We start from the raw sequence: 25,566 nt of genomic DNA on the forward strand, positions 1-25,566 counted from the left end.
GACCCGTGTCGGCGGTCATGCAGTCTGCGCGAGCCAGGGGAATACCGTCAAGCCCTTAGATTCCAGCCACTGTCGGTTGTAGAGGGTCGACAGATAGCGGAAGCCGGTGTCGCACAGGATGGTCGCAATCCGCTTGCCTGGCCCCAGCTGACGCGCGAGCGCCACCGCCCCCGCGACATTGATGCCCGAAGACAGGCCCAGGCACAGCCCTTCCTCGCTCAGCAGGCGGCGCACCCACTCCATGCCGTCCGCGTCGGAAATGCGGAACTGGGTATCGATCGGCGCACCTTCCAGATTGGCGGTGATGCGCCCCTGGCCGATCCCCTCGGCCACCGACGACCCTTCGGACTTCAATTCGCCCGTCGCATAATAGCTGTAGAGCGCGGCGCCATGCGGATCGCTGAGCGCGATGGTGATAGCCTCATCCTTGGCCTTCAGCCCCAGGCCCACGCCCGCGATCGTGCCGCCGGTGCCGGCCGCGCAGGTGAAGCCGTCGATCCGGCCGTCCATCTGGGTCCAGATTTCCTCCGCCGTGCCGACGATATGCGCCTTGCGATTGGCGATATTGTCGAACTGGTTGGCCCAGATCGCGCCTTCCGTTTCCTCGGCCAGTCGGCGGGACGTATGGACGAAATGGCCGGGGTTGGAATAGGGGGCGGCCGGCACCGTGACCAGCTCGGCACCGAGCGCGCGCAGCGTGTCCATCTTTTCGCGGCTCTGCGTTTCGGGCATGACGATGATCGTCTTGTAGCCCTTCGCATTGGCGACCAGCGCCAGGCCGATGCCGGTATTGCCCGCCGTCCCCTCGACAATCGTGCCGCCGGGCTGAAGCAGGCCCCTTTCCTCGGCGTCGTTGACGATGAACAGCGCCGCCCGGTCCTTGACCGAGGCGCCGGGATTGGCGAATTCGCACTTGGCGAAAATGTCGCAGCCCGTCTCTTGCGAGGGGCCGGCGAGGCGCACCATCGGCGTGTTGCCGATCAATGCGAGACTATTGAGTTGAAGCAGCATGACGCCACGCATAGCGGAGCGGGCGCGGCTTTGCCAAGCAAGGGAATGATGACGCCAAGAAAGCGGCCATTTCATCGCCCCGTTAATCTTTTCACCCTCCGGCGTCCCATCGCGGCACAGGCTCAAATGCATAGAGGAAAGCGCAAGGAAATTGGGCTAAGGGCGAGCTGGGCGACATGGGGTCGCACGGCGACAAGGCTTGAAATGCGGCTTTTTGCGCAAATGCGGGGATGGAAGGGCCATGGAGCGATCCTTGCGATCGCGCTGCTGTTGCTCGCCGCGCCGCGCCTGATCACCGCCGCGCCGCTCGACATGCTGGATGGCGAGCAGAGCCGATCGCTGGCCGATCCGGCCGAAGATGCGGGCGCAAACTTTCCCGGCTCAGCCTTCTTCTATGCGCAAGGCGCGTTCGATCCGGTGCCCGGCGTGGTTACAGTGCAGAGCGAGCATGTGCTGGGGCTGGACGAAGTGAAGGCCGCGCCCGCCACGGTCTTTCGCGGCCTCACCGGCCTCGACAGCTATCGCGCGCTCAATTGCCTGACATCGGCCATCTATTACGAGGCCGCCAATGAGCCGGACGATGGCCAGCGCGCCGTGGCGCAGGTAGTGCTGAATCGCGTGCGTAGCCAACTCTGGCCCGATACCGTCTGCGGCGTCGTCTATCAGGGGTCGGAACGCCGCGATTATAAATGCCAGTTCACCTTCAGTTGCGATGGGGCGATGGCGCGGGTCCCCGCCGCCGCCGCCTGGGTGCGGGCGCGGCGCGTGGCGCAGGACGCGCTGGCGGGGAAGGTCTATGCCCCGGTCGGCCTGGCCACCCATTATCATACGCTGGCGGTGCGGCCCGACTGGTCGTCCAGCCTGCAGGCGGTGGCGGTGATCGGCGCGCATATCTTTTACCGCAATCCCGGCTTCAACGGCACGCCCGCAGCCTTCGCCGCCCCCTATCTGGGGCGCGAGACCATTTCGGGACCGGCGCGCACCAGCTGGCCCGCGCGCCCGGTGCAGCCGGTCGAGATGCTTGCGGCACCCTATACGCCACCCGTCCAAGCCCTGCCCCCAATGACGCCGCGCACCGGCTGGACGCCCGCGCCGCCACCGCAAAATGCCGATGATGGCTTGCCGGAATCCACCATCCGGCCGGAATATCGCAACAGCGGCCGCCCGCTCATCTGACCCACGATTTCCGGAACCGGCGATTTTTTTTTGGTTAACGATGAGCCGAGCATCGAAGTAGCTGGAAAAAAGGCATTTTAAAAAATGGTTTTTTTGTACTCGACCGGGAACCGATTTGTGCCATGGCGGGTTCTACATTCCGGATAGCAAATCTTTTGCCCCCCGCTCTTGCTATCCACAAAATATGAGCCCGGAACGTCTCTCCCCCCGACGCGTTCCGGGCTCAGACTTTTTTGGGGCTTTTCTCTTTGAAATCTTTATTCTTTTCGGCTGCGGAACGTATCAGCGAAGCGCGGGTTCTTCCCTCGTCACTGTGATGGCGCCGCCATCCGGTCACAGATTTTGACGAGGAGATTTCCGATGACGAAGAAAATCCTGACCGCGCTGCTGCTCACCGGGTCGCTGATGGTCGTAGCGTGCAACACGGTCGAAGGCGCAGGCCGCGACGTGCAGAGCGCCGGCGAAGCCGTGGAAAGATCCGCGAATTAAGGGTCGCGCAGACCCTATAGGTTACTACCCCGCTCCCTAGCATGGCCCGCCCGTCAAACGGCGGGCCTTTTTTTTCGGGTCGGGCGCGGCGCTTTGACGCGAAATAGGGACGTTATTCCCCCTCCCGCCTGCGGGGGGGGGGAGAAAAAGAACTTCCGATCCTCTTTTCAACCCACCACCGCTTAGTTCAGGCCGAAACCTCTTCCGCCGCCTCTTGCTTGGCCGCCCGGCGATCGGTGAACCAGATCGCGACGATTGTGATTTCGTAGAGCAGCAGCAGCGGGATCGCGAGCATCAGTTGCGACACCACGTCGGGCGGGGTCAGCACGGCGGCCAGGATGAAGGCCGCAACGATCATGTAGCGGCGCATCCCGATCAACTGCGCCCGCGTGACGAAGCCGGCGCGGTTGAGCAGCATCAACAGCACCGGCATCAGGAAGCTGATGCCGAAGGCGAGGATGAATTGCATGACGAGGCCGAGATAGGCGTCCGCGCTGGGCAGCGCCTCGACCTGCAGGCCGCTGCTGTTGCCCTGAAACTCCAGGAAAAAGTGGAAGGCGGTCGGCATCACCACGAAATAGGCGAGGCTCGCGCCCATCGCGAACAGGAAGGGCGTCGCCAGGATGAAAGGCAGCAGCGCCTTCTTTTCCTTGGCATAGAGACCCGGCGCGACGAAGGCCCAGAGTTGGTTGGCGATGATCGGAAAGGACAGGCAGAAAGCGCCGAAAAAGGCGATCTTCACCTGCACGAAAAAGGCTTCATACAGTTTGGTATAGACCAGCTTGCCGCCGCCGTCGCCGAACGCTTCCTTGAGCGGATGGACCAGGATCGCGAATAGCTGCTCGGAAAAATAAAAGCAGATCGCCCCGGTCGCCACCAACGCATAGACGCATTTGAGCAAACGGCCGCGCAATTCGATCAGATGGTCCAGCAAGGGCGCCTTGCTGTCGTCGATATCCCCGATCATGCGCCTGCATCACTCTTGCGTGGCTGCGCGACAGGCTCAGCCGATGCCTCCGCGACATAGGGCGGGCCGTCCGCCGCAGGGGGCGCGACAGGCGCCGATTCGGCGACGAAGGGCGGCTTTTCCACCGGCGCTTCGGCCACATCGGGCGGCCGGTCGTTCGCAGCGGTTTCAGACGCGGCCGATTCGCCCGGCGCCGGCAAGGCTTCGGTCGCGGCGACTTCCGGCGGATGCTCGTCCATGATCCGCTTGTTCTGCGCCGCCCACTTCTTTTCCAGCTCTTCCAGCTCCACTTCGCGCACCATGGCGTCGATGCCGGTCCGGAAATGACGGGCCATGCCCTGCGCCTTGCCGACGATCTGCCCCACCTTGTACAAGGCGCGCGGCAGATCCTTCGGCCCGATCACGATCACGGCAATGATCACGATCACCAGAAATTCGGACGAATCGATACCAAACATGCGGGACTACCGGCCTGCGCTAGAGGATCAGGCCTTGGTCTTTTCTTCGGTCGCGCTCGGCGCATCCTGCTCAGGCACGCGATGGCCCTCCAGGCGCGTAGCGGGCTTGGCCGGCGTCACATCGTCGTCGCTATCGTCAGCCATGCCCTTCTTGAAGCTCTTGATGCCCTTGGCCACATCGCCCATCAGGCCGGAAATACGACCGCCGCCAAACAGCAGCATGACGACCAGGAGCACGATGACCCAGTGCATCAGCGAAAAGGAACCCATTTTTTATACTCCTAGCAGAAGGCCTATCTAGGCGTCTTCCTCGTCATTTTCCACAACGGATTGACCGCCCAGACCCTCCAGCGCCAAATCGACCGGGTCGAGCAGGCCTGCGGCGCGCAGATCGTCCATGCCCGGAAGGTCGCGCCGGCTGCTAAGCCCGAAATGTGACAGAAAATCTACGGTCGTCGCATAGATGAGCGGGCGGCCCGGCACTTCGCGCCGGCCGGCGGGGCGCACCCAGCCCGCCTCCATCAACACGTCGAGCGTGCCCTTGGCCACCTGAACCCCGCGGATCGCCTCGATCTCCGCGCGGCTGACCGGCTCATGATAGGCGATGATCGCCAGCGTCTCCATCGCCGCGCGCGACAATTTGCGCGGTTCGTCCTTCTCGCGGCGCAGGATGTGGGCCAGGTCAGGCGCAGTCTGGAAATGCCAGCGCCCGCCCCGTTCGACCAGATTGACCCCGCGCCCGGCATAATGATCGGCCAGCGCGCCCAGCGCAGCGGCAAGATTACCGCCCTCCCCGACATGCAGCTTTATTTCCGCCGGCGTCAGCGGCGTTTCCGCCACGAACAGGACGACCTCCACCGCGCGCAGGAAGTCGTCAGGTTCCACGCTCATGCCACGGCCTCCTGATTCGGCGTCGCGGCGCGCAGGTAGAGCGGCGCAAAAATACCGTCCTGCTGCATTTCCAACCGCCCTTGCCGCGCCAGTTCCAACGCCGCGACGAAGCTGCTGGCCAGCGCCGACTTCGCCCTGGGCGCGTCGAGACCGGGCGGCAGGAAGGATTCGAGCCGGGTCCAGTCGAGCGCAGCGCCCACCAGCGATCCAACCCGATGGATCGCTTCGTCCAAGGTCATCACCGGGCGCACTGCGATGATATGGACCGCGGGCTGGGTGCGGGCGCGAATCTGGCCATAGGACTGGATCAGGTCATAGAGACTGGCGCGCCATAGCGCCTTCTTGACCAGCCGCAGCCCTTCGGGCTTGCGCCGGGTGAAGACGTCGCGGCCGACCCGGTCGCGCGCCATCAGCCGGGCGGCCGCGTCGCGCATGGCGTAGAGTCGCTGGAGCCGCAATTGCAGCCGCAGCGCCAGGTCTTCGGGGCTGGGATCGGCCTGTTCATGCCGCGGCAGCAGCAGCGAGGATTTGAGATAGGCGAGCCAGGCGGCCATCACCAGATAGTCCGCCGCCAGCTCCAGCCGCAATTCCCTCGCGCCGTCGATGAAATCCAGATATTGTTCGGTCAGCGCCAGGATGGAAATTTCGCGCAGGTCCACCTTCTGCGTCCGCGCCAGGCTGAGCAGCAGGTCGAGCGGCCCCTCCCAGGCGTCGAAGCTGACGGTGAGCGTTTCCGGGCTGGGGATGGCGGGCGCGATGAAGAGGTCGTCCACGCTCAGGCCGCCACCAGCCCCAGCAGCATATCCCGCGTCGCCAGCAATTCCGCGATCGGCGGCTGGTCCTTTCCGCGCGTCACCGACGCCATCGCCCGGTCGAGTCGCGCGCGCGCCTTGTCCGTAATCGCCGGCAGCAGGTCCGCGATCCCGACCATATCGTCCATTCTGCCCCAGCAGTTGAGCGCCAGGTCGCATCCCGCCGCGACCACGCCGGCCGCAAGGTCGGGGATGCCGCCCTTGAGCGCTTTCATGTCCAAATCGTCCGACATCAGCAGCCCGTTGAAGCCGATCCGCTGCCGGATGATCTCCCCGATGATCGTCGGCGAGAGGCTGGCGGGGTGTTGCGCATCCCATTCGGTATAAACGACATGGGCGGTCATCCCGATCGGCGCCTGGTTGAGCGTGCGGAACGGGGCCAGGTCGGTTTCCAGCGCGTTGAGATTGGCGGTCACCACCGGCAGGGCGAGATGGCTGTCGACCATCGCCCGGCCATGCCCCGGCATGTGCTTGACGATGCCGACCACGCCGCCTTCGGCCAGCCCCTCCAGCGTGGCGCGGCCCAGCGCGGCGACGCGCATCGGGTCCGCGCCCAGCGTGCGGTCGCCCATGATGTCGCTCGCGCCGTCCTGCCGCACGTCGAGCAGCGGCAGCGCGTCGACGGTGATCCCGACCTCCGCCAGAGTCAGCGCGATGGCGCGGGCATTGGCGCGCGCCGCCGCGATCGCGCTGGACGGCGCAAGATCGTAGAGCCGGTCGAACTGCGCCCCCGCCGGAAAGCTGGGCCACACCGGCGCCTGCATCCGGGCCACCCGGCCACCTTCTTGGTCGATCATGATGAGCAGGTCGTCTCGCCCATGCAGGCTGCGCAGATCGTCGGTCAGCGCACGCACCTGCCCCCGGTCCGCGATGTTGCGTTTGAACAGAATGTAACCGGCGGGCTGCGCCTCTGCGAAGAAGGCGCGCTCGTCGCCGGTCAAGGTTTCGCCGGACAGGCCGAATATGACGGGTTTCATATGGCCGATGGTAGCGACGCGGAAGGACATTGTCGAAGGAGAAGAGCAGAGCGCCCTTCCCCTCCCCTCAGTTGACGACCAGGCAGCTTTCGCCCGCGACCTTGAGCTTGCCGCAGATCATGTTCGCCTGGCCACCGGCGCTGGCGCGCAGGCGATAGACGGTGCCGCCGCCGACCTGCGCCGGTTCGACTGTCATGGCGAGCGGGGCCAGATAGGCGAAGCGCTTGGACAGTTTGGTCCAGGCATCCTTGGCTCCCGATGCGCTGCCATAGGCGCCGAGCTGGATCATCGCGCCACCGGCGGCGGCCCTGGGCGCTTGCGACGGTTGGACGCCGGTTTCGTCGGTGACGCGCGCGGTCACGCTGGCGGCCGGCTTGTTCGGCGCGGCGGGCGCGGGCGCGGTAGGCGCAGGCGCGGTCTTGGCGATCGGCGCTTCGGGGACGCGGCTGGGATCAATGCGGCCGTCGCGCAGCACGCCTTCGCTGGCGGCGAAGCTGGCATCGCCTTCACCGTCGAACTTCTTGGCGTCGGCTTCGTTGGCGGCGATCTTGTAATCCTGCGTCGGCGCGGCGATCAGCTGCCCCTCGCCCGCAGCGCCGCCGCCATTGCGGTGCTGCATCCACCACACGCCCGCAACCACCGCGCCGATCAGCGCGAGGCCAAGCAGGATCAGGCCCAGCAGCCGCAGCGGCGAGATCGGCTCGTCACCGTCATCGTCGATCGCCGGCTCCAGCCAGGGCAGACGATCTTCATCGTCCAGATCCAGTCGCCCACGCGCATAATCGCTCATTTCCAGCGCCTCACTGCATTTCCGTCAACGCGGTCACACCCATGATGGCGAGGCCGTTGCGGATAATCTGCCCTATTCCTTGGCTCAGGAAAAGCCGCGTGGCGGTGAGCGCCGGATCGTCGGCCAGAATGACGCGCGCGCGCGGATCGTCATTGCCCATATTCCACCAGCCGTGGAAGGATGATGCCAAATCATTGAGATAGAAGGCAATTCTATGCGGTTCACGCGCCAAAGCAGACCCTTCCACCACCCGCGGGAACTGCGCTGCGAGCTTGACGATCGCCAATTCCGCCGTCCCAAGTAGGGACAGGTCGGGCGCGGGCAGCACAATCCCCGCCTCCTCCGCCCGCCGACCGAGCGAGGCGATCCGCGCATGGGCATATTGGACGTAGAAGACCGGATTGTCCTTCGACGCTTCCACCACCTTGGCAAAGTCGAAGTCCATCTGGGCATCGGCCTTGCGCGTCAGCATGGTGAAGCGGACGACATCCTTGCCCACTTCGCCCACCACATCGGCCAGCGTCACGAAATTGCCCGCGCGCTTTGACATCTTCACCGGCTCGCCGTCGCGCAGCAGGCGGACCATCTGGATCAGCTTGACGTCGAACCGCGCCTTGCCCTCGGTCAGCGCGGCGACGGCGGCCTGGATGCGCTTCACGGTCCCAGCATGGTCCGCGCCCCAGATGTCGATCAACTGGTCGGCGGACTGCGCCTTCTGGTAATGATAGGCCATGTCCGCACCGAAATAGGTCCATGCGCCCGTAGACTTCTTGATAGGGCGATCCTGATCGTCGCCGAACTTTGTCGAGCGGAACAGCGGCAGCTCGACCGGCTCCCAATCGTCGGGCAATTCGCCCTTGGGCGCTTCCAGCACGCCGTCATAGACCAGGTCATGCGCGCGCAGCCAGGCTTCAGCCTCGTCCGGCTTGCCCGCCGCCTGCAATTCCGCTTCCGACGAGAAAATGTTATGATGGATGCCCAGCAGCGCAAGGTCTGCACGGATCAGGTCCATCATCTGCGCCACGGCAAAACCGCGGAAAGTGAGCAGCCAGTCGGCTTCGGGCGCGCCCACGAACGCATCGCCATATTCGGCGGCCAGCGCCTGCCCCACCGGCGCCAGATAATCGCCGGGGTAGAGGCCGTCAGGAATGGTCACATCCTCGCCCAACGCCTCGCGATAGCGGATATGGGCGGAGCGAGCGAGGACGTCCACCTGACCGCCTGCATCGTTGATATAATATTCGCGGATCACCTTATGCCCGGCATATTCCAGCAGCGTGGCGAGCGCGTCGCCCACCACCGCGCCACGGCAATGGCCCATGTGCATCGGCCCGGTCGGGTTGGCGGACACATATTCGACATTGACGGTGACGCCCTGCCCCAGGTCGGACCGGCCATAATCATCGGCGTCGGCATGAATCGCGGCCAGTTCCGCGCGCCAGGTCGGATCGGTCAGCGCCAGGTTGATGAAACCGGGACCGGCGATCGTCGCGCGCTCGACCTCGTCCAGCGCCTGCAGCTTGGTTATGATCGCATCGGCCAGCGCGCGCGGATTGGTGCCTGCGGGCTTGGCCAGCACCATCGCGGCGTTGGTGGCGAGGTCGCCATGCGACGGGTCGCGCGGCGGCTCGACCGTCACCGGCTTTCGGTTGAGGCCGGCTGGCAATATGCCCTCGGCCTCCAGCGCGTCGAGCACGGCGTCGAGATGGGCGGTGAAACGGGTGTAAAGGGACATTGAATATGGTCCTATCATCGCCCGTTCGTCCTGAGTAGCCATTGAGCGAAGTCGAAAGGGCGTATCGAAGGACTGCATTGCACCCATGCTTCGATACGGGGCTTCGACAAGCTCAGCCCCTACTCAGCACGAACGGCTAAATTTGTAGTTCAGACTGGCTCTTAACGGGTCGCGTTATATCGGAGCTGATCCTGGGTCAGGTTGAAACCCACGAGCAACTCGAAGCTGGTTCGCTGCAACGCCGCCTTGACGTCGGGCTGGGCGAAGGGATCGATCGCGGCGTCGGCGTCGCCCGGCTTGCGCTTCTGCGTGATCTTGGCCTGGATCTCGGCGGGCAGCGTCGCGGCCGACTTGTTCACATAGGAACCGGCCTTGTTCTGCGCGCTGGCGCGATAATCGCCCGCCGCAAAGTTCAGCGTCACCTGGCCGACGCGCTTGGCGACGACGTTGGTGCCCGCCTGCACCACGGCGGAGAAATAGGGCAAGGTGACCTGCCGCGCGGCGCTGGCGTCGCTGCGGCGCGCGTTCACAGTGAAGGTCGCCTCGGTATAGAATTGATCGCCGTCCGCGCAGGTCGAGCGCAGGTTGGTGATGTTCGCCACCACGTCGATCGCCGCCGCGTCGGTGCGGCCGGGAGCGGAAAAGAGCGTGATGTCGCCGGTCTGCGCCGGGATCGCCGCTGTCGGGCAGGCCGAACGCACCGCGACGATGCCGCCGGTGGCGTCGATCTCGCCCCGGCGCGAACAGCCCGCCAGAGCGAGGGCCAGCATGGCGGTCACGGCGATATGAGACACTTTCACAGGCAGATATTCCTTCACATGGCGCAACGGGCCAGAAGCTTTGCGCTTCCTTATCCATCCACCGCCCGCCACGCAACTGCAAGGACGCGGCTTTCGGGTGCGCGTCTTCGTCCGGTTCGCTCTTTCTTCCGGCCGCACATTCGCCTAAGCGGCAGGGCATGACGCACGCGCCCTTCGCCCGCCCGCCGATGAAGCTCCTGATCGCCGCGCCGCGCGGCTTTTGCGCGGGGGTCGACCGCGCGATCATCATCGTCGAAAAGGCGATCGAGGCCTATGGCGCGCCGGTCTATGTCCGCCACGAAATCGTCCACAACAAATATGTCGTCGACGGACTGAAGGCCAAGGGCGCGATCTTCGTCGAAAGCCTGGACCAGGTGCCCGATGGCGTGCCGGTCGTCTTTTCCGCCCATGGCGTGCCCAAGGCGGTGCCGGCCAAGGCGGAGCAGCGCGGCCTGGACTATCTCGACGCTACCTGCCCACTGGTCAGCAAGGTCCATCGCCAGGCGGAGCGGCAGGTGGAGGCCGGACGCCACATCCTGTTCATCGGGCATAAGGGCCATCCCGAAGTGATCGGCACCTTCGGCCAAGTGCCCGACGGCGCGATGACCCTGGTCGAGACGGTCGAAGATGCGGAGGCTTTCGCCGCCGCCGACCCCGACAATCTGGCTTTCCTGACCCAGACGACGCTTTCGGTGGACGATACCGCCGCGATCGTCGCCACGCTGGAACGCCGCTTCCCCACCATCGCCGCACCCAAGGGCGAGGATATCTGCTATGCCACGTCCAATCGCCAGACCGCGGTAAAGGCGATCGCCGCCCGCTGCCAGGCGCTCTACGTCATCGGCGCGCCCAACAGCTCCAACTCGCTGCGGCTGGTGGAAGTGGCGGAGCGCGAAGGCACGCCCGCCCGTCTGATTCAGCGCGCCAGTGAAATCGACTTCGCCTGGCTGGACGGCGTGACGACGCTGGGCCTGACCGCGGGCGCCTCCGCGCCGGAGATATTGGTGCGCGAAGTGGTCGACCGGCTGGCGGAACGCTTCACCGTCGAGGAAGAGCAGGTGGAAACCGCGCGCGAGACGATCGCCTTCAAGCTGCCCCGCGGACTGGAGGCCGCCTGAACCATGGCCGTCTACACCCATGTGCCCGCCGAAGAAATCGCCGCCTTCCTCACCCGCTATGACGCCGGCCGGCTGGTATCGGCGAAGGGCATCGCCGAAGGGGTGGAGAACAGCAATTACCTGCTGGAAACCACCGGGGTGGACGGAAGCGGCCATCGCTATATCCTGACCCTCTACGAAAAGCGCGTGGATGAGGCCGACCTGCCCTTCTTCATGGACCTGCTCGATCATCTGGGCGCGCGCGGCTGCCTGGTGCCGCGCTTCATCGCCGATCGCGAAGGCAGCCGACTCCAGCAGCTTTCCGGCCGCCCCGCCTGCCTGATCGAATTTCTGACCGGCATTTCCGTTACCGAGCCGACCCCCGGACAGGCGCGCGCCGCCGGCGTGGCGCTGGGCGAATTGCACAAGGCGGCGCAGGGCTTTGCGGGCGAACGGCGCAATGCGCTCGACATCGCCGGCTGGCACGACCTGGCGGCGAAATGCGGCGACGATTTCGACCAGATCCAGCCCGGCCTGGCCGCGCGTGTGGCAGCGGAACTGGCTTTCCTCGACGCCCATTGGCCCGCCGACCTGCCCCGGTCGGTCATCCATGCGGACCTGTTTCCCGACAATGTGCTGATGCTGGGCGAAGAGGTGACCGGCCTCATCGACTTTTATTTCAGTTGCACCGATATCCGCGCCTACGACCTGGCCGTCACCCACAGCGCCTGGTGCTTCAGCAATGACGGCGCGACCTGGTATGACGCGCGCGGCGCGGCGATCGGTGCGGGTTATATGGAGGCCCATGGGCTGAGCGAGGCAGAACACGCCGCCTTCCCGATCCTCTGCCGCGGCGCGGCTTTGCGCTTCCTGCTGACCCGCGCCTATGACTGGATCAACACCCCGGCCGACGCGCTGGTAACGCGCAAAGACCCGCTCGCCTATCTGCGCCGGCTGGATTTTTACGCCAGCGCCGACCCGTCGGCGCTGCTGGGTCAATAATTGCAAGCCGTTCGGGCTGAGCCTGTCGAAGCCCTATTCTTCTCAGAAGAAAGGAAAGCGCTTCGACAAGCTCAGGGCCAGCGGAAATATAGGTTTTCGTTTCCATGACCGACCTCCCTACCGTAGACATTTTCACCGATGGCGCCTGCAAGGGCAATCCCGGTCCGGGCGGCTGGGGCGCGGTGCTGCGCTTTGGCGATACCGAAAAGGAGATTTCCGGCGGCGAGGCGCAGACGACCAACAACCGCATGGAGATGATGGCGGCGGTCGAGGCCCTCAACCTGCTCAAGAAACCGTGCAAGGTCACGCTCTACACCGACAGCAAATATGTGCTGGACGGCATCACCAAATGGATTTTCGGCTGGCAGAAGCGCGGCTGGCGCACCGCGGACAACAAGCCGGTCAAGAATGTCGAAATCTGGCAATTGCTGGTGAAGGCGATCGCCCCCCATCAGGTGACCTGGCAATGGGTCAAGGGCCATGCCGGCCACCCGGAAAATGAGCGCGCCGATGCGCTCGCCTGCGCCGCGGCGGAGAGCTTTCGACGGTGACAGGCCTACCGTTCGTATCGAGCGCAGTCGAGACATAGAAAAGGCCGCGTGTTCCCGCGAAGGCAAGAACCCATGGCGCTTTTCACTTACCCCCGCAAAATCGCCTCGATCAGCGTCACGTCCGCCGGCTTGTCGGCATCGATGCACGCTTCCGGGCTGTCCATTGCCACCAGCCGCGCGGTCAGGCCGAATTTCCGCCCGATCCGCCCCATGCCGCCGCGCAGCGTCATCACCCGCAACAGAGCGCCCAGCAGGGCGAAAGGCCCGAAGGCGGCCAATATCTTCCACCCCTTTTTGCGGTCCTGCTCCACCTCCTGCCACAGCGCGATCACCGGACGCGCCTTGTTGCTGCCGAACCAGAAAATGTTCGCGCCCGACCACCAGCCATCGCGGAATTTGAGCCAGGTCCGCCGCGAATCGGGATAGCGCGCCAGCAATGTCGCCCGTTCCACCATGGCGACGGCGATGTCCGCGCCGCTCGCTTCCGCCACGAACTGGTCGAGCATCGTCCGGTCGAGCAGCACATGGTCCGCCGTGGTCAGCAGGATCGGAAACGGCAGGTCGCCCCGCTCCAGCAACGCCAGCAGCGACGAGGCGATCCCCTGCCCGCCCGTCTCGAACCGCACGCGCGGATGGTCGGCCAGCCAGGCGGTAGCCGGATCGGCGGCAAAGACGTCGGGCCGCTGCGTCAGCACGATGACCTGCCCGATCGCGGGATGGTCGAGCAGCGCGCGGGCGGGGCGGTTGATCATCGGTTCGCCCCCGACCGGAACCAGCGGCTTGACAGGCACCCCGGCGGCGGTGGCCAGCGGATCGGCGATGGGGCGTGCGCCCGCGAGCAGGATGGCGGTGATGGAACCAGTCATCGCCGCGCCCTAGAACATTCTGAAGTCGGCTGGAACAGACGACGACTCGCAGAATGCGGAAAAACAGGAAAAGCGGAGCGGGCGGCGTGCGAAAAGCCGCTTATTTGCCCGCCGCCGCCGGAGCCGCCGCGGCTTTTTGCGCGAACGCCTCGTGGATTCCCACGCGCAGCCCCTGATATTGCGCCAGCCGCGCCCGAAACGCCGCCAGTTCCGCCCCCGCCAGTTGCGCAGTGGTGGTGAATTTCACCGACAGCGGATTGACCGTCGCGCCGTTGCGATACAGTTCATAATGGAGATGCGGCCCGGTCGACAGGCCGGTGGAGCCGACATAGCCGATCACCTGGCCGCGTCGCACCCGCTGGCCCGGCGCCGCCGCTATGCGACTCATATGCGCATAGCCGGTGGCGAGGCCGCCGCCATGCTGGATGCGGACATAATTGCCATGGCCGCCATGCCGCCCGGCAAAGGCGACCACGCCGTCGGTGACGGCATAGATGGGGGAGCCGTAGCGGGCCGCGAAGTCGATGCCCGCGTGCATCCGCGTATAGCCCAGGATCGGATGGCGGCGCTGGCCATAGCCCGACGACATGCGCCCGGCGACCGGGGCGGACAGCACGCCGCGCCGTTCGCCGACGCCCGACGCCTCGAACCATTCGGTCCGCCCGTCCCTGGTCCATTTGAGCATGTCGACTGACTTGCCGCGCGCACGCTTCAGCCCGGCATAGAGCAGGTCGCCTACCTCCACGTCGCCCGTCTCCGCGCGGCGATATTCCGTGACGATGTCGTAACGGTCGCCCGCGCCGATGCCGCCCAGATCGACCTGCCCCGCGATCACGCGCAGGAAGGCCTGCACCGCCTTGGGCGGCGCGCCGGACGCGCGGGCGGAGCGATAAATGCTGTCGCCGACCACCCCCTGGATGCGCAGCGGCGTATTGTCGACGCGGATGGGCACGCGCTTGACCGACAGCACGCCGCCCGCCCGCGTCAGTTCCAGCGCCAGGTCGAGCCGTGCGCGAAACGCCAGCTTGTCGAGCGGCCGGGGCCGGTCGCGGCTGGCGCGGCGGCCCAGGATGATGTCGAGCCGGGTGCCAGGCTTCAACCCGCCACTCATATCGCCGCCGACCATGGACATGATCGTCTCGACGTCGCCGCTGCTGACCCCGGCGCGCGACAGCGCGCGGGGCAGCGTGTCGCTACTGCCGATCTGCGCGCTCAGTTCGATCTGCGGGCGTTCGGGGGTTTCGCGCAGCGGCTGCACCGCATCGGTCGCGCCCATATGCCGGCCGCTGTCCGCGCCCAGTGCGAGCGGCGTCATCATCTGGCTGCGCACTTCGTCATAATGCGCGTCGCTCAGAGGCGCGCCGGACAGGCCGGGAATCGGCTGGAAACTGGGCGAAAGATAAAGGGCGGTGGCGCACAGGCCGAAACAGGTAAAAAGACCGCGGAACCAAGTGCGGCTGCCAACCCGCTCGGCGAGGTCCGGGACCAGTTCGACTTCATCGGCCCATTCGCGCAGGCGTGCCCGCCAATCCTTGGGCGCCGCCATGGGCGCGCGCCCAAGCGCATCGGCCATCCATAGCGACATGGATGCGCCGCCCTGCTGCGACCCGAACTGGCTTTCCTGAAACAAACCCGCGACCCCAAAGGCATCTTTATCATCGCTGCGCCGGCAACGTCCCCCGCGCCATGCGTGAGCGGGACTGTTGTGAACGCACAGGGTTAAAGTCAATTTAATGGCCACATACGCTGCCCAACACGGCGACGGAGCGTGCGCAGATCACGCTTATCCGCTTTCGTTTTGACGACTACTGGAAATTACAGCGGTGTTGCGCGGAAAATGGGGGAGCTTATAGATTGGCGTTATGGATATTATCGAATCAGACGGAACAGACAGCATTTTCATGACTCGGCCAAAGCCGGCACGGGCAGGATTGAATAATCAGAAAATGTGTTTGTTTGGCTTACTCTCCTTTGCGAAGCAAAAGGGAGGCGGCGCGATCCTTCCGTCAAAAATTATTGATTTCAGCGCCAAGAAATCTGAATTGGTTGAACATTCCTGGGTAGACATTGCCGAAGTATTTGACATTGGCAAAGTTAAATCTTGGATGCAGAGTGAAAATCTTTCTCGGCCAAGTTCTCCCGGTCGCATCATGGTACCGTGGAAACAATGTTTTGATTATGGCTGTGAAGCTATAGCCGATCCAGATAATGTAGAGTTTTTCGGGCGTTTTCTAGGCGCTTTACGCGCTTCACCGCCGCTCCGCGACCTAGCGTCGAATATATCAAAATATCTTGGAAATAACACCGCCGCAGTACAACTTAGAGTAGAAGAAGATTGGCAACATCATGCGCGCAAATTGTTGGAAAAGAAACCAGGTGGAACATTTTTGCTTACACCATATGATATTTTGATTAAGGTAGCGAACACTCCTGAATTAAAGGGATACAAGCGTTGGCTCGTTTTTTGTGACCAGAAAGCCATGCCTTGGACCACTGAAGAAATAAAAGATGAAGCGCGTGACAGATTGGGAATCGATTTGATATTTAAGTCCGACCTTATGGATAAGTTTCAATTCCCTGAAAGCAGTATTAAAAATGCCAATCTCGACTTTGAAATTGGATTATTAACTCCAGCTTATGTTGGGCTGCATCAGTCCAGCTTTAGCAATATGCTATACAGGACAGCAAAATTATTATTGGAATCAGAGCCGGCGCATTATTTGTATAGCGTTCCTGGCCCATTTGCTAAAAAGCGAGCCGCTATGTGAAATTACCGGCGCCACATGAGCAAAATGGGCGAAGCTGGCGGCGCGCACGCGCGGGCTTCGGTTTTCGTGCAATCAATGGCACGATCTCGCTTGGCGCTTTGTGCGAAATATTGGATGACTGCTTCGCTTGGCTTTCCGTCCGCCTCCAAAACGGCAACCCTCCTCAAAGTCGCCTGCAGCAATCCTTTTGGTATTGCGGGAATCGGTGGACCTTGCACACGCCTCCCTTTTCCATGCGATGGCGATGCGTTGCCCTTTGTCGACTGAAAACCAACCTTTCGGGGCTTTTCATCAGGAAAGGTCACTATGATGGATGCGCCCTTGGCATCGAACTGCGCAAAACGCACGACATCGCTCCTCATGGCATTGGCTCTACTGGAAACCTTGTTGGGGTTATCACTTTTCGCTATCATCCTACTGGTCCATCGACCCGACGAAAAGCTCGCCAAACTCAGTGAGTTATGACCATCAGCCGTGTATTTAGAATAGGCGATCTTTGGTGTGCCAGCCTGATCAAGCGACAAACCCACTTTCGTGACCAATCCGCCATTCGCGCCGACATGATCGACCGTTTCAGCGGTTTTTGGATCGAGGATATGGCCAATTCGACGCCCTCCTGCGCCATACCAATTTTTAAAATCTCTGGTTGAAGCATAGCTTACAAGAAAATTCGTCGCCGGGTCGGACTTCCGACGCCATACAATTGCTAAATGGAACGTCCCATCATCGCCGCGCACGAAGTCAGTAGGATACGCAGAAAGTGGCCCTTCCTGATCGTGATCGGCCAAAAATGCCGAAGCATTCACCCTGCTCCATTTCGTTCCATGAAGGACGTTGATTATCCATTTGCCGTCACCGCTCCCGCCCGATCTATAAATAAAGATCAGACGCCCTGAATTGTCATGGTCGAAACGCGGGTAAGTAGTTCTATTTTCCTCTGTGCCGACCATTTTTTGCAGTACAAAACTATCCACGCTATTGGGGGATGTCGCACGAGCGTAGATTAGCGGAGATACATGCATATTGCCGGCGATATGCAATCTGTCTTGAGCATCAAATGCCATAGCAATGCCGTTATGACTATCCCAGCCCGCGAAAACAGATCCGATTCGACCTACACAAAGCCGCTTCGTTTTGGGATCATATTTCGCAACACTCAACCGTCGATCAGCATCGTAAAAGCCGAAATAGATATTCCCTTTATGCTTAATCGCAGGATAGGTAACATTAACGCCAGACCAGGCGTCACCAAGCCGCACCATATTCCAGCCCGCTACGGAACTGTCAGATTTCGCCTCTGCACAACGTACAGGCTGCGCATTTGCTGAAACCACATGCGACAACGGCAAAACCATCGCCAAAAGACCAAACCCTGCTTCACTGCGCATTTTCATAAAGGCATTTCCACTTCGCATCTGCGATAGAAACCTCCGACGGTCCGCAAAGTTCATGCTGTCAGCCTTTTCGTGTCGCCTTCGCTTCCAAAGAGCAAATCAAATGCCGGGTTGCGAATAAACTCCGCTTACCCGACATAGGGTGGACCATGGCCCAGTTCGCCCGTTCCCCCATCACCGCCGTCCTGGGTCCCACCAATACCGGCAAGACCCATCTCGCAGTCGAGCGGATGTGCGGCCATTCGAGCGGCATGATGGGCTTTCCGCTGCGGCTGCTGGCGCGCGAAGTCTATGACCGCGTCGTCGCGATCAAGGGGCCGGAGCAGGTCGCGCTCATCACCGGCGAGGAAAAGATCGTGCCGCCCCAGGCGCGCTATTTTCTCTGTACGGCCGAATCGATGCCAATCGACATAGGCCTGCAGGCCGGAGGCGCCCCTAACGGTCTTAAGGATTACGCCTTCGTCGCGCTGGACGAGGCGCAGCTGGGCGCCGACCCGGAGCGCGGCCATATTTTCACCGACCGGCTGCTGCGGGCGCGGGGCCGGGAGGAAACGATGATCCTGGGGTCCGCCAGCATCGCCCGTGTCGTCAAGTCGCTGGTCCCCGATATCGACATCATCGGCCGCCCGCGCTTTTCCACCCTTTCCTATGCCGGCGCGAAGAAGCTCTCCCGACTGCCCAAACGCTCTGCCATCGTCGCCTTCTCCGCCGAAGAGGTCTATGCCGTCGCCGAGATGCTGCGGCGTTTTCGCGGCGGCGCGGCGGTGGTGATGGGCGCGCTATCCCCCCGTACCCGCAACGCGCAGGTGCAGATGTTCCTCAATGGCGACGTCGACTATCTGGTCGCCACCGATGCGATCGGCATGGGCCTCAACCTCGACGTCGCGCATGTCGCCTTCGCTTCGCTGCGCAAGTTCGATGGCCATCGCACCCGCCGCCTGACCGTCAGCGAAATGGCGCAGATCGCCGGGCGTGCGGGCCGCCACCACAAGGACGGCACCTTCGGCAGCCTGGGCGGCGAAGATGGCGATGCCACCTTCACGCCCGAAGAGATCGAAGCGATCGAAGCGCATCGTTTCCCGCCGATCGAGCAGCTTTTCTGGCGCGACGGCACGCCCCGCACCGACCGCTTGGACCAGTTGATCGCCGACCTGGAAAAACGCCCAGACCGCCCCCAATTGCGCGCCGCGCCGCAGGCGGTGGACCTGGCCGTGCTCAAGCGGCTGGCCGAAGACCCGCTGGTGATCGAGCGGGTCAAGGCCAAACGCCAGGTCGAACGGCTCTGGGCCGCCAGCAGCCTGCCCGATTTCCAGAAACTGGGCGCGGACCATCACGCCCGCGTCGTCAACCGCATCTGGCGCTTCCTGTCGGAAGAAAGCCTTGGTTCGGGAGGGGGTTACATCCCCCGCGACTGGTTCGCACAGAATCTGGCGCGACTCGATTCGGTGCAGGGCGACATCGACACGCTGTCGGGCCGGATCGCGGCGGCGCGCACCTGGTCCTATATCGCCCATCGCCCCGACTGGCTGGAATATCCCGCCGAGATGGCCGAGCGCACCCGCGCGCTGGAGGAGAAGCTGTCCGATGCGCTGCACGCCGCGCTGACGCAGCGTTTCGTGGACCGGCGCACCTCGGTCCTGCTGCGCGATATCGGGCAGAACGCCAGCAACCTGCCGGTCGTCGTGGACCCGGACGGGAGCGTCTGTGTCGATGGCGAGACGATCGGAAAACTTGACGGCTTCCGATTCTCGGTCGATCCCGCTACGCGACATCAGGATCGAAAGATGTTGCTGGCGGCCGCGGAACGGCGCCTTGGAAAGGTATTGCGAGTGAAGGCAGACGAACTGGTGGGCGCGGCGGATACGGATTTCGCGCTCATGGACGAAGCAGGACAGGCGCCAGGCATCGCCTGGGGCGAAACGCCGGTGGCGACGCTGCTGGCGGGGCCAGCCCTGCTCGCGCCAGAAATTCGGCTGGATCGCGCGATTCTTGACCTGGATCAGGATGTGCAGAAGCAGGTCGCCACGCGCCTGACCGCCTGGTTCGATGCGCAGAAGCAGAAGCATCTCCTGCCGCTGGTCAAGATGAACGACAGTGCGCTCGACCCCGAAGTGCCCGCCGTGGTCCGCGCCGTGTTCGCGCAACTGGGCGATGCGGGCGGCGTTATCGCGCGGATCGACCTTGATTCGGCGCTCGGCCATCTCGACAAGGACCAGCGCCACCTTCTGCGCAAGGCGGGCATCGATATCGGCGTGCTCGACATCTATCATCCCGGCCTGTTGAAGCCGGGCGCGGCGCGCTGGCGCTCTGCGCTGATGGCCGTGCGAATCGGCAAGCCCTGCCTGCCGCTGCCCGGCCCCGGCCTCACCCTGATCCCGGCAGGCGAGAAATTCGAACAGATGGGCGCGCGCATCGCCGGCTTCCGCGGCTTTGGTGAGCAGATGCTGCGCATCGACATGGCCGAACGCATGGCCCGCACCGCCCATGAAGCCATCGCCAGGAACGAGGCCTTCACCCATGTCAGCCCGCAGATCGTGTCGCTGGGCCTGTCCGAACCCTCCTTCCTGCAATTGATGCGCCTTGCGGGGTTCCGCCCTGTGGAGGCCCCTGCCCCAGCGCCCGTCGCGGTCACGGAGGGCGTCGAAGCGGTCGAAGGGGCAGAGCCGACCGAGGGGGCAGAGGGCGCAGAAGCCCCTGTCGTCAACGCCGCGAACTGGGTGTTCAAAGGCCGGCAAAAGCCACGGCCCGAACGGGGACAGCAAGCGCGCGGACCGCGCCGCGCCGACAAGCAGGGCGATGGCCAGCCGAGTGAGGGCAAGCGCGGCGGTAGCAAGCCCGCTGGCGGAAAGTCCGGTGGCGCCGAGTCCGGCGGAGAGCGCCAGCAGCGCGACCGCGCGGGCGCCCCGGCGCATCGCAGCAGCCCGGCCCCGGTCAACAACGCCTTTGCGGGGCTCGCCGACCTGCTCGGCCGCAATGACTAACCCGGTGACCGGCATCGGCCATGGGCCGAGCCTGCGCATCGACAAATATCTGTGGTTCGTCCGGCTGTGCTCCAGCCGGTCGAACGCGCAAAAGCTGGCCGAAACCGGCCATATCCGCCTCAACGGCCGCCGCATCGAGCGCGCCCACGCGCCGGTGCGCACGGGCGACCTCATCACCTTCCCCCATGGCGACGCGGTGCGCGTGGTGCGCGTGATCCAGCTTCCCACGCGCCGCGGCCCCGCGCCCGAAGCGCAGGGCTGCTACGAGGAACTGACGATCGGCGCGTGAGCGCGCATCATAGGGGCAGCCTCAGCCGCCCGGTCAAACCGGTCCTAAACATCGGGCAACAATATCCTCATTGACCTTCGGCCTGCCTAAGCATAGCAGGACGGCGTTTTCCAAGCCAAGAGTGCCCTGACAATGACCTATGTCGTGACCGACAACTGCATCCGCTGCAAATTCATGGATTGCGTCGAGGTCTGCCCTGTCGATTGTTTCTACGAGGGCGAGAATATGCTGGTCATCAACCCCAGCGAATGCATCGACTGCGGCGTGTGCGAGCCGGAATGTCCGGCCGAGGCGATCCTGCCCGATACTGAGAACGGCCTCGAAAAATGGCTGGAACTGAACACCAAATTCTCAGCCGAATGGCCCAATATCACGGTCAAGGGCGATGCCCCCGCCGATGCCGAAGAGATGAACGGCGTAGAAGGCAAGCTGGAGAAATTCTTCTCGGCCGAGCCCGGCGCGGGCAACTGATCCGCGCGGCCCGCGTCGTCCATCCAGCGTCCCGTTTTGCGCCACGCTCCCGGCCATTATGTCCGGGGGTGGTAATTTTGTTACGAATCTGCTAAATAGCGCTCCAACGGCCGGACATCCCCCTGCCCGGCCCTGGAGAATACGCTTCATGTCATGACGGTGGCGCCGTGGACCTCCCGGCATATGTCTCTTGCACATCTGCCCCGCGACGGCCCGTTCCCCGGTTGAATTGGAAAGGTATCAAATGGCTGCCAAGGCGCTGTCCTTTGACGTTGGTGATTATGTCGTTTACCCCAAGCACGGCGTTGGCCGTGTGATCGAACTGCAGAAGGAGCAGATCGCGGGCATGGAATTGGAGCTGTACGTGCTCCGTTTCGAAAAAGAGCGCATGACGCTGCGCGTGCCTACCAATAAAGCCGAAGGCGTCGGTATGCGCAAACTGTCCTCCAACAAGACGCTGGAGGAATCGATGGAAACCCTCAAGGGCAAGCCCAAGGTCAAGCGGACCATGTGGTCGCGCCGCGCGCAGGAATATGAAGCGAAAATCAATTCGGGCGACCTGGTGTCGATCGCCGAAGTGACGCGCGACCTGTTCCGGGCCGACGACCAGCCCGAACAGAGCTATTCCGAACGTCAGATCTTTGAAGCGGCGTCCAGCCGACTCGCCCGTGAACTCGCCGCGATGGAAGAGACGGACGAGCCGACCGCTCTGAAGAAAATCCTGCGCATCCTGAACGAAGCCGCGCCCAAATATGCCAAGGTCGAAGGCTGATCAGGCCCACGCCGTCAGGCTGAGACAGAAAAGGGGCGTTCCGATGATCGGAACGCCCCTTTTTCATGCCGACATTATGCCGGGTCGGACCGCGATCACTCGCTCTTGGCGGCGCCGGCGGCATCCTTGGCCGCGTCGCCGACATCGCTGGCGGCCTGGCCGACTTGCGTGGCGGCGCTCGACACGGCGTTGTCCTTGCTCGTCTGGCTACTGACCAGGAAAAAGGCCGCCACCGCCACCACAACCACCAGCAGCAGGACCGCGAACATCGTGCCGCCGCTGCTGCGCTTTTCGATCACGGTCGTCGTCGTGACCGGACGCTCCTGATAATCGCTCATGTCTCTTTCTCCTCGTCATACCCTGCGCGATCAATGCGCAGATGCATGACAAGGTTCCGGGTCAGAAACGACCGACTTACTCCAAGAGCGGGACGAAGGCGCCCTTGGCGCGGTCCTTGACCACCTTGTCGGCGCGAAACACCGACCCGCTCATGGTGATATAAACGCCCGGCTGCGCCACCTGAGCCGTGGCGAACGCCATGCCGAGGTTGAAGCTGGCGTCGCTCTCGCCAAAGCGCGCGGGCGCGAGCGCGCCGACCAGCACGATGGTCTTGCCGTCGATCCCGGCAAGCTGCCTGGCCGTGTCGGTCATGGTGTCGGTGCCATGGGTGATGACGATGTGCTTTTCCGCCGCCGCGGCGACGCGGGCGTAGATCAGCGCGCGATCGCTGTCGTCCAGTTCCAGACTGTCCTTGCGCGTCACTTCCTCGATACGGAAGGGGCGCTTGACGCGCGCGACGTCCAACAGCTTCGCCATCACGGTTTCGCCGACCTGATAGTCGGACAGGGCGTCGAAATAGATTTTGTCGATTGTCCCGCCGGTGGTGAGAAGCAGGATCGGGGTATCGGGGGACAACATGGCGGACTCCGGGGTCGGTAAGCGCGCGCCTTAGCGCAAAAGCCTTCCCCTCGAAACCGCCCTTATGCGCCGCGCGCCATCGCTTCGCCGCGGTCGCGGGCGGCGGCCAGCGTATCGATCAGCAACGTCAGCAGCCGGTCATCGGCGTCGAGGGCGTTCAGTCCCTCGCGCGTCATGCCGCCGGGGCTGGCGACGCGGTCGGCCAGCACGCCCGGACCATCATTGGCGCGGGCGGCCATATTGGCCGATCCCTGCACCGTCGCCAGCGCCATGCGCGCGGCCTGATCGGCGGGAATGCCGATCGCCTCGCCCGCCTGCGCCAGCGCGTCGACGAAGCGGAAGAGGAAGGCGGGGCCGCAGCCCGACAGCGCCGTCACCTGATTGAACAGCGCTTCATCGGCGATCCATTCGACCAGGCCCAGCGGTTCGATCAAAGCGGCGACGTCCATCTTGGCCTGCGCCGAGGTCACATCGTCGGTGAACAGCGCCGTCACCCCCTCGCCCAGCCCGACGGGCAGGTTGGGCATGGCGCGCACGATGTCGCGGGCGACGGGGAAACGGGCGCGCAGATCGGCGAGCGTCGTGCCGGCGAGGATCGAGACGATGCGCGTGTCGGCGACGCATAGCGGCGCCAGCGCAACGGCGACATCGGCGATCTGATAGGGCTTCATGCCCAGCAGGACGGTGGTCCCTGCGGGGAGCGCAGCTGGATAGTCGGTCATAACCGCCACACCATCGGTCACCGGCCTGCCGCTGGGGCGCAAGACCGTCACGCGCTCACGGTCGAGGCCGCAGTCGAGCCAGCGGGACAGCATCTGCCCCGCCATATTGCCGCAGCCGACCAGGAAGAGATGATCGGGGAAAGGATGATCGACACCGGTCTGCGTCATCGGATCAGGCCTCGCCGCGGGTTTCGATCAGGCTGGCGGAGATCGCCTCCGACGGCGACTTGCCGCCCCAGAGCACGAACTGGAACACCGGATAGAAGCGCTCGCATTCGTCGATCGCGGTTTCGACCAGCAACTGCGCCTGGTCGAGCGTCAAGGTGCCGCCCGCGCCGAGCAGCGCGCCATGGCGGAACAGGATGATGCCGCTCGACGACCACAGCTCGAAATGGCCCAGCCACAGCTGTTCATTGATGAGGCCCAGCGTCTCGTAGATGGTGCCGCGCTTCTCCTCGGTCACGCGGATGTCGGGCAGCGCCAGCAACTGGAGCACCTGATCCTCGTCACGCCAGATGCCGCGCAGCTCATATTGCGCCCACGATCCTTGGGTGTTCGCGACGATCTCATCTTCGCCGACCTGCTCGAACGTCCAGCCATGCGCTTCGAAATAGGCCGCCAGCATATCGATCGGCGCGGCTTCCCCGCCGCCATGTTCAAATTCGTCGCTATCCATCATCGGCGCGCCTTATCACCGCCTACCGTGAAAGGACAGACACAAGGGTAGGGCAGGATCAGTCCGCGTCCTTGGGCTTCGGCTTGGCCGCCTTGACGGTCTTGGTGACGGGTTCGCCGGCCTTGCCTTCCAGCGCGTCGAGCCGGGCCTTGAGCAGTTCGACTTCCTCGCGCGCGGCGGCGGCCATCGCCTTGACCGCGTCAAATTCCTCGCGCGACACGAATTCCATGCCGCCGATCCATTCCTTCGCCCGCTCGCGCGCGTTGGTTTCGAATTCGCGGCCCATGCCCGCCACGGTGCCAGCGGCGCCGTTCACCAGCTTGGCGAGATCGTCGAAAAAGCGGTTTTCGCTCTGCATTGCCTTTATCCTCTGTGCGGCGCGCGATCGGCGCGCCCATATATCATATCTGGGTTCTGAGCGCCGGGGCGACAAGGGTCGCCGCATCGGGGTTCAGGCGGCCGATCTCATAGTTGAGGAAGGCGGCGAAGGCCAGCCACGCCAGATAGGGCAGCAGCAGCACGCCGGCGAGCCGCCTGATCCGCCAGAAAAGCGCAGTGGTAGCGGCGACAGTCACGAAAATGATGAGGATCAGCGCCAGCGCGCTGCCCACCTGATGCGCGCGAAAGAAAAGCGGCGACCAGCAGAGATTAAGCAGCAATTGGACCAGGAACAGGGCGATCGCCGCACCCCGCCTCGTCGCTCCGCGGGCGTGCAGGACGATGGCGAAGGCCAGCGCCATCATCACGTAGAGGATTGTCCAGGCCACCCCGAACGCCCAGCCCGGCGGCATCAAGGCGGGCTTTTCCAGCGCATCGAACCAGCGATTGCCATAGCCGCTATTGGCGAGGCGGCCCGACAGGAAACCCAGAAAGACGATCGCCGGCACCGTGACCAGCGCCCAGCGCAGATAGGCAAGACGCAACTGACCGGGGGACGCAATCTCGTTCATCGG

Annotated in this window: 29 protein-coding genes; 10 read left to right on the plus strand and 19 right to left on the minus strand. The window is 63.7% G+C overall.

Annotation, left to right across the window (positions count from 1 at the left end):
- Positions 1–15 precede the first annotated feature (15 nt).
- Positions 16–1,011 (minus strand): cysteine synthase A, encoded by a 996-nt coding sequence (locus tag sphantq_RS05385; RefSeq protein ID WP_066605594.1) that lies wholly within the window; start codon positions 1,009–1,011, stop codon positions 16–18.
- A gap of 204 nt (positions 1,012–1,215) precedes the next feature.
- Between sphantq_RS05385 and sphantq_RS05390 the strand changes: the two genes are divergently transcribed.
- Positions 1,216–2,187 (plus strand): cell wall hydrolase, encoded by a 972-nt coding sequence (locus tag sphantq_RS05390; RefSeq protein WP_272799771.1) that lies wholly within the window; start codon positions 1,216–1,218, stop codon positions 2,185–2,187.
- Positions 2,188–2,547: 360 nt separating this feature from the next.
- Positions 2,548–2,676 carry an entericidin A/B family lipoprotein gene (locus sphantq_RS05395; RefSeq protein ID WP_066604140.1) on the plus strand — a complete coding sequence of 43 codons (129 nt, stop codon included), beginning with the start codon at positions 2,548–2,550 and terminating at the stop codon, positions 2,674–2,676.
- 187 nt (positions 2,677–2,863) lie between these two features.
- Here sphantq_RS05395 and tatC read toward each other — a convergent pair whose 3' ends face one another.
- From tatC to sphantq_RS05440, 9 genes are all read right to left on the minus strand, one after another.
- Complete coding sequence (gene tatC / locus sphantq_RS05400) at positions 2,864–3,643, minus strand: twin-arginine translocase subunit TatC (RefSeq protein WP_066604143.1); 780 nt, start codon at positions 3,641–3,643, stop codon at positions 2,864–2,866.
- Positions 3,640–4,101 carry a Sec-independent protein translocase protein TatB gene (tatB, locus tag sphantq_RS05405; RefSeq protein WP_066604145.1) on the minus strand — a complete coding sequence of 154 codons (462 nt, stop codon included), beginning with the start codon at positions 4,099–4,101 and terminating at the stop codon, positions 3,640–3,642. The genes tatC and tatB overlap by 4 nt, the downstream gene beginning before the upstream one ends.
- A gap of 27 nt (positions 4,102–4,128) precedes the next feature.
- Entirely contained in the window at positions 4,129–4,371 is a 243-nt protein-coding gene (locus tag sphantq_RS05410) for a twin-arginine translocase TatA/TatE family subunit (protein ID WP_066604147.1), read from the minus strand.
- A gap of 27 nt (positions 4,372–4,398) precedes the next feature.
- On the minus strand, positions 4,399–4,992 hold the full coding sequence (scpB, locus tag sphantq_RS05415; RefSeq protein WP_066604149.1) for an SMC-Scp complex subunit ScpB: 594 nt from the start codon (positions 4,990–4,992) through the stop codon (positions 4,399–4,401).
- Entirely contained in the window at positions 4,989–5,765 is a 777-nt protein-coding gene (locus sphantq_RS05420; RefSeq protein ID WP_272799772.1) for a segregation and condensation protein A, read from the minus strand. Before sphantq_RS05420 ends, scpB begins: the two co-directional genes overlap by 4 nt.
- Before the next feature lie 2 nt (positions 5,766–5,767).
- Entirely contained in the window at positions 5,768–6,781 is a 1,014-nt protein-coding gene (gene nagZ / locus sphantq_RS05425) for a beta-N-acetylhexosaminidase (RefSeq protein ID WP_066605597.1), read from the minus strand.
- 67 nt (positions 6,782–6,848) lie between these two features.
- A complete protein-coding gene (locus sphantq_RS05430) occupies positions 6,849–7,571 on the minus strand; it encodes an SPOR domain-containing protein (protein ID WP_272799773.1) in 723 nt (240 codons plus the stop codon).
- A gap of 10 nt (positions 7,572–7,581) precedes the next feature.
- Complete coding sequence (gene argS, locus sphantq_RS05435; RefSeq protein ID WP_272799774.1) at positions 7,582–9,306, minus strand: arginine--tRNA ligase; 1,725 nt, start codon at positions 9,304–9,306, stop codon at positions 7,582–7,584.
- Positions 9,307–9,467: 161 nt separating this feature from the next.
- Positions 9,468–10,076 carry a hypothetical protein gene (locus tag sphantq_RS05440; RefSeq protein WP_066605600.1) on the minus strand — a complete coding sequence of 203 codons (609 nt, stop codon included), beginning with the start codon at positions 10,074–10,076 and terminating at the stop codon, positions 9,468–9,470.
- Between the two features lie 188 nt (positions 10,077–10,264).
- Here sphantq_RS05440 and ispH point away from each other — a divergent pair, with 188 nt between their 5' ends.
- The 3 genes from ispH (at position 10,265) to rnhA (ending at position 12,756) form a co-directional block, all read left to right on the plus strand.
- Positions 10,265–11,224, plus strand: a complete 960-nt coding sequence (ispH, locus tag sphantq_RS05445; protein WP_129926817.1) for a 4-hydroxy-3-methylbut-2-enyl diphosphate reductase — start codon at positions 10,265–10,267, stop codon at positions 11,222–11,224.
- A 3-nt stretch (positions 11,225–11,227) separates the two neighbouring features.
- Complete coding sequence (gene thrB / locus sphantq_RS05450) at positions 11,228–12,205, plus strand: homoserine kinase (protein ID WP_272799775.1); 978 nt, start codon at positions 11,228–11,230, stop codon at positions 12,203–12,205.
- A gap of 104 nt (positions 12,206–12,309) precedes the next feature.
- Positions 12,310–12,756 carry a ribonuclease HI gene (rnhA, locus tag sphantq_RS05455; protein ID WP_224548359.1) on the plus strand — a complete coding sequence of 149 codons (447 nt, stop codon included), beginning with the start codon at positions 12,310–12,312 and terminating at the stop codon, positions 12,754–12,756.
- An 86-nt stretch (positions 12,757–12,842) separates the two neighbouring features.
- Here the strand turns inward: rnhA and sphantq_RS05460 are convergent, their stop codons facing one another.
- The gene (locus tag sphantq_RS05460; protein ID WP_272799776.1) at positions 12,843–13,622 is read right to left on the minus strand and encodes a nucleotidyltransferase family protein; all 780 of its coding nucleotides are present in this window, start codon (positions 13,620–13,622) and stop codon (positions 12,843–12,845) included.
- Between the two features lie 100 nt (positions 13,623–13,722).
- The gene (locus sphantq_RS05465; RefSeq protein WP_272800185.1) at positions 13,723–15,207 is read right to left on the minus strand and encodes a M23 family metallopeptidase; all 1,485 of its coding nucleotides are present in this window, start codon (positions 15,205–15,207) and stop codon (positions 13,723–13,725) included.
- Between the two features lie 277 nt (positions 15,208–15,484).
- Between sphantq_RS05465 and sphantq_RS05470 the strand changes: the two genes are divergently transcribed.
- Positions 15,485–16,390: a hypothetical protein gene (locus tag sphantq_RS05470; RefSeq protein ID WP_272799777.1), complete on the plus strand. Its 906-nt coding sequence runs from the start codon at positions 15,485–15,487 to the stop codon at positions 16,388–16,390.
- 2 nt (positions 16,391–16,392) lie between these two features.
- Here sphantq_RS05470 and sphantq_RS05475 read toward each other — a convergent pair whose 3' ends face one another.
- The gene (locus sphantq_RS05475) at positions 16,393–17,784 is read right to left on the minus strand and encodes a BNR repeat-containing protein (protein ID WP_272799778.1); all 1,392 of its coding nucleotides are present in this window, start codon (positions 17,782–17,784) and stop codon (positions 16,393–16,395) included.
- Positions 17,785–17,933: 149 nt separating this feature from the next.
- On the opposite strand from sphantq_RS05475, the gene sphantq_RS05480 reads away from it, so the two are divergent.
- The 4 genes from sphantq_RS05480 (at position 17,934) to sphantq_RS05495 (ending at position 22,297) form a co-directional block, all read left to right on the plus strand.
- Complete coding sequence (locus sphantq_RS05480) at positions 17,934–20,765, plus strand: helicase-related protein (RefSeq protein WP_272799779.1); 2,832 nt, start codon at positions 17,934–17,936, stop codon at positions 20,763–20,765.
- Positions 20,758–21,054: an RNA-binding S4 domain-containing protein gene (locus sphantq_RS05485; protein WP_066604172.1), complete on the plus strand. Its 297-nt coding sequence runs from the start codon at positions 20,758–20,760 to the stop codon at positions 21,052–21,054. The genes sphantq_RS05480 and sphantq_RS05485 overlap by 8 nt, the downstream gene beginning before the upstream one ends.
- 132 nt (positions 21,055–21,186) lie before the next feature.
- Positions 21,187–21,525 (plus strand): ferredoxin FdxA, encoded by a 339-nt coding sequence (gene fdxA, locus sphantq_RS05490; RefSeq protein ID WP_066604179.1) that lies wholly within the window; start codon positions 21,187–21,189, stop codon positions 21,523–21,525.
- A gap of 244 nt (positions 21,526–21,769) precedes the next feature.
- Positions 21,770–22,297 carry a CarD family transcriptional regulator gene (locus sphantq_RS05495; RefSeq protein ID WP_007709832.1) on the plus strand — a complete coding sequence of 176 codons (528 nt, stop codon included), beginning with the start codon at positions 21,770–21,772 and terminating at the stop codon, positions 22,295–22,297.
- 95 nt (positions 22,298–22,392) lie between these two features.
- Here the strand turns inward: sphantq_RS05495 and sphantq_RS05500 are convergent, their stop codons facing one another.
- The 6 genes from sphantq_RS05500 to sphantq_RS05525 form a co-directional block, all read right to left on the minus strand.
- Complete coding sequence (locus tag sphantq_RS05500; protein WP_066604184.1) at positions 22,393–22,635, minus strand: hypothetical protein; 243 nt, start codon at positions 22,633–22,635, stop codon at positions 22,393–22,395.
- A 76-nt stretch (positions 22,636–22,711) separates the two neighbouring features.
- On the minus strand, positions 22,712–23,215 hold the full coding sequence (locus tag sphantq_RS05505; protein ID WP_066604186.1) for an asparaginase domain-containing protein: 504 nt from the start codon (positions 23,213–23,215) through the stop codon (positions 22,712–22,714).
- A gap of 62 nt (positions 23,216–23,277) precedes the next feature.
- The gene (locus sphantq_RS05510) at positions 23,278–24,105 is read right to left on the minus strand and encodes a pyrroline-5-carboxylate reductase family protein (RefSeq protein WP_066604189.1); all 828 of its coding nucleotides are present in this window, start codon (positions 24,103–24,105) and stop codon (positions 23,278–23,280) included.
- A 4-nt stretch (positions 24,106–24,109) separates the two neighbouring features.
- Complete coding sequence (locus sphantq_RS05515; protein WP_066604191.1) at positions 24,110–24,616, minus strand: YbjN domain-containing protein; 507 nt, start codon at positions 24,614–24,616, stop codon at positions 24,110–24,112.
- 55 nt (positions 24,617–24,671) lie between these two features.
- Positions 24,672–24,971, minus strand: coding sequence for an accessory factor UbiK family protein (locus sphantq_RS05520; RefSeq protein WP_066604193.1), 300 nt, complete (start codon positions 24,969–24,971; stop codon positions 24,672–24,674).
- A gap of 43 nt (positions 24,972–25,014) precedes the next feature.
- Positions 25,015–25,563, minus strand: coding sequence for a TspO/MBR family protein (locus tag sphantq_RS05525; RefSeq protein WP_272799780.1), 549 nt, complete (start codon positions 25,561–25,563; stop codon positions 25,015–25,017).
- Positions 25,564–25,566 lie beyond the last annotated feature (3 nt).

It is taken from the genome of Sphingobium sp. AntQ-1, from assembly GCF_028538045.1.
Taxonomy (GTDB): Bacteria; Pseudomonadota; Alphaproteobacteria; order Sphingomonadales; family Sphingomonadaceae; genus Sphingobium; species Sphingobium cupriresistens.

Coding starts and splice junctions, on each gene's coding strand:
- sphantq_RS05410 (WP_066604147.1), bottom strand. CDS start 4,371: ATGGGTTCCTTTTCGCTGATGCACTGGGTCATCGTGCTCCTGGTCGTC.
- sphantq_RS05520 (WP_066604193.1), bottom strand. CDS start 24,971: ATGCAGAGCGAAAACCGCTTTTTCGACGATCTCGCCAAGCTGGTGAAC.
- sphantq_RS05395 (WP_066604140.1), top strand. CDS start 2,548: ATGACGAAGAAAATCCTGACCGCGCTGCTGCTCACCGGGTCGCTGATG.
- tatB (WP_066604145.1), bottom strand. CDS start 4,101: ATGTTTGGTATCGATTCGTCCGAATTTCTGGTGATCGTGATCATTGCC.
- tatC (WP_066604143.1), bottom strand. CDS start 3,643: ATGATCGGGGATATCGACGACAGCAAGGCGCCCTTGCTGGACCATCTG.
- sphantq_RS05515 (WP_066604191.1), bottom strand. CDS start 24,616: ATGATGGATAGCGACGAATTTGAACATGGCGGCGGGGAAGCCGCGCCG.
- sphantq_RS05430 (WP_272799773.1), bottom strand. CDS start 7,571: ATGAGCGATTATGCGCGTGGGCGACTGGATCTGGACGATGAAGATCGT.
- sphantq_RS05505 (WP_066604186.1), bottom strand. CDS start 23,215: ATGTTGTCCCCCGATACCCCGATCCTGCTTCTCACCACCGGCGGGACA.
- rnhA (WP_224548359.1), top strand. CDS start 12,310: ATGACCGACCTCCCTACCGTAGACATTTTCACCGATGGCGCCTGCAAG.
- sphantq_RS05460 (WP_272799776.1), bottom strand. CDS start 13,622: ATGACTGGTTCCATCACCGCCATCCTGCTCGCGGGCGCACGCCCCATC.
- sphantq_RS05470 (WP_272799777.1), top strand. CDS start 15,485: ATGGATATTATCGAATCAGACGGAACAGACAGCATTTTCATGACTCGG.
- thrB (WP_272799775.1), top strand. CDS start 11,228: ATGGCCGTCTACACCCATGTGCCCGCCGAAGAAATCGCCGCCTTCCTC.
- scpB (WP_066604149.1), bottom strand. CDS start 4,992: ATGAGCGTGGAACCTGACGACTTCCTGCGCGCGGTGGAGGTCGTCCTG.
- sphantq_RS05495 (WP_007709832.1), top strand. CDS start 21,770: ATGGCTGCCAAGGCGCTGTCCTTTGACGTTGGTGATTATGTCGTTTAC.
- nagZ (WP_066605597.1), bottom strand. CDS start 6,781: ATGAAACCCGTCATATTCGGCCTGTCCGGCGAAACCTTGACCGGCGAC.
- sphantq_RS05385 (WP_066605594.1), bottom strand. CDS start 1,011: ATGCTGCTTCAACTCAATAGTCTCGCATTGATCGGCAACACGCCGATG.
- sphantq_RS05480 (WP_272799779.1), top strand. CDS start 17,934: ATGGCCCAGTTCGCCCGTTCCCCCATCACCGCCGTCCTGGGTCCCACC.
- sphantq_RS05485 (WP_066604172.1), top strand. CDS start 20,758: ATGACTAACCCGGTGACCGGCATCGGCCATGGGCCGAGCCTGCGCATC.
- fdxA (WP_066604179.1), top strand. CDS start 21,187: ATGACCTATGTCGTGACCGACAACTGCATCCGCTGCAAATTCATGGAT.
- sphantq_RS05475 (WP_272799778.1), bottom strand. CDS start 17,784: ATGAAAATGCGCAGTGAAGCAGGGTTTGGTCTTTTGGCGATGGTTTTG.
- sphantq_RS05500 (WP_066604184.1), bottom strand. CDS start 22,635: ATGAGCGATTATCAGGAGCGTCCGGTCACGACGACGACCGTGATCGAA.
- ispH (WP_129926817.1), top strand. CDS start 10,265: ATGACGCACGCGCCCTTCGCCCGCCCGCCGATGAAGCTCCTGATCGCC.
- sphantq_RS05440 (WP_066605600.1), bottom strand. CDS start 10,076: ATGCTGGCCCTCGCTCTGGCGGGCTGTTCGCGCCGGGGCGAGATCGAC.
- sphantq_RS05390 (WP_272799771.1), top strand. CDS start 1,216: ATGCGGCTTTTTGCGCAAATGCGGGGATGGAAGGGCCATGGAGCGATC.
- argS (WP_272799774.1), bottom strand. CDS start 9,306: ATGTCCCTTTACACCCGTTTCACCGCCCATCTCGACGCCGTGCTCGAC.
- sphantq_RS05525 (WP_272799780.1), bottom strand. CDS start 25,563: ATGAACGAGATTGCGTCCCCCGGTCAGTTGCGTCTTGCCTATCTGCGC.
- sphantq_RS05510 (WP_066604189.1), bottom strand. CDS start 24,105: ATGACGCAGACCGGTGTCGATCATCCTTTCCCCGATCATCTCTTCCTG.
- sphantq_RS05465 (WP_272800185.1), bottom strand. CDS start 15,207: ATGTCGCTATGGATGGCCGATGCGCTTGGGCGCGCGCCCATGGCGGCG.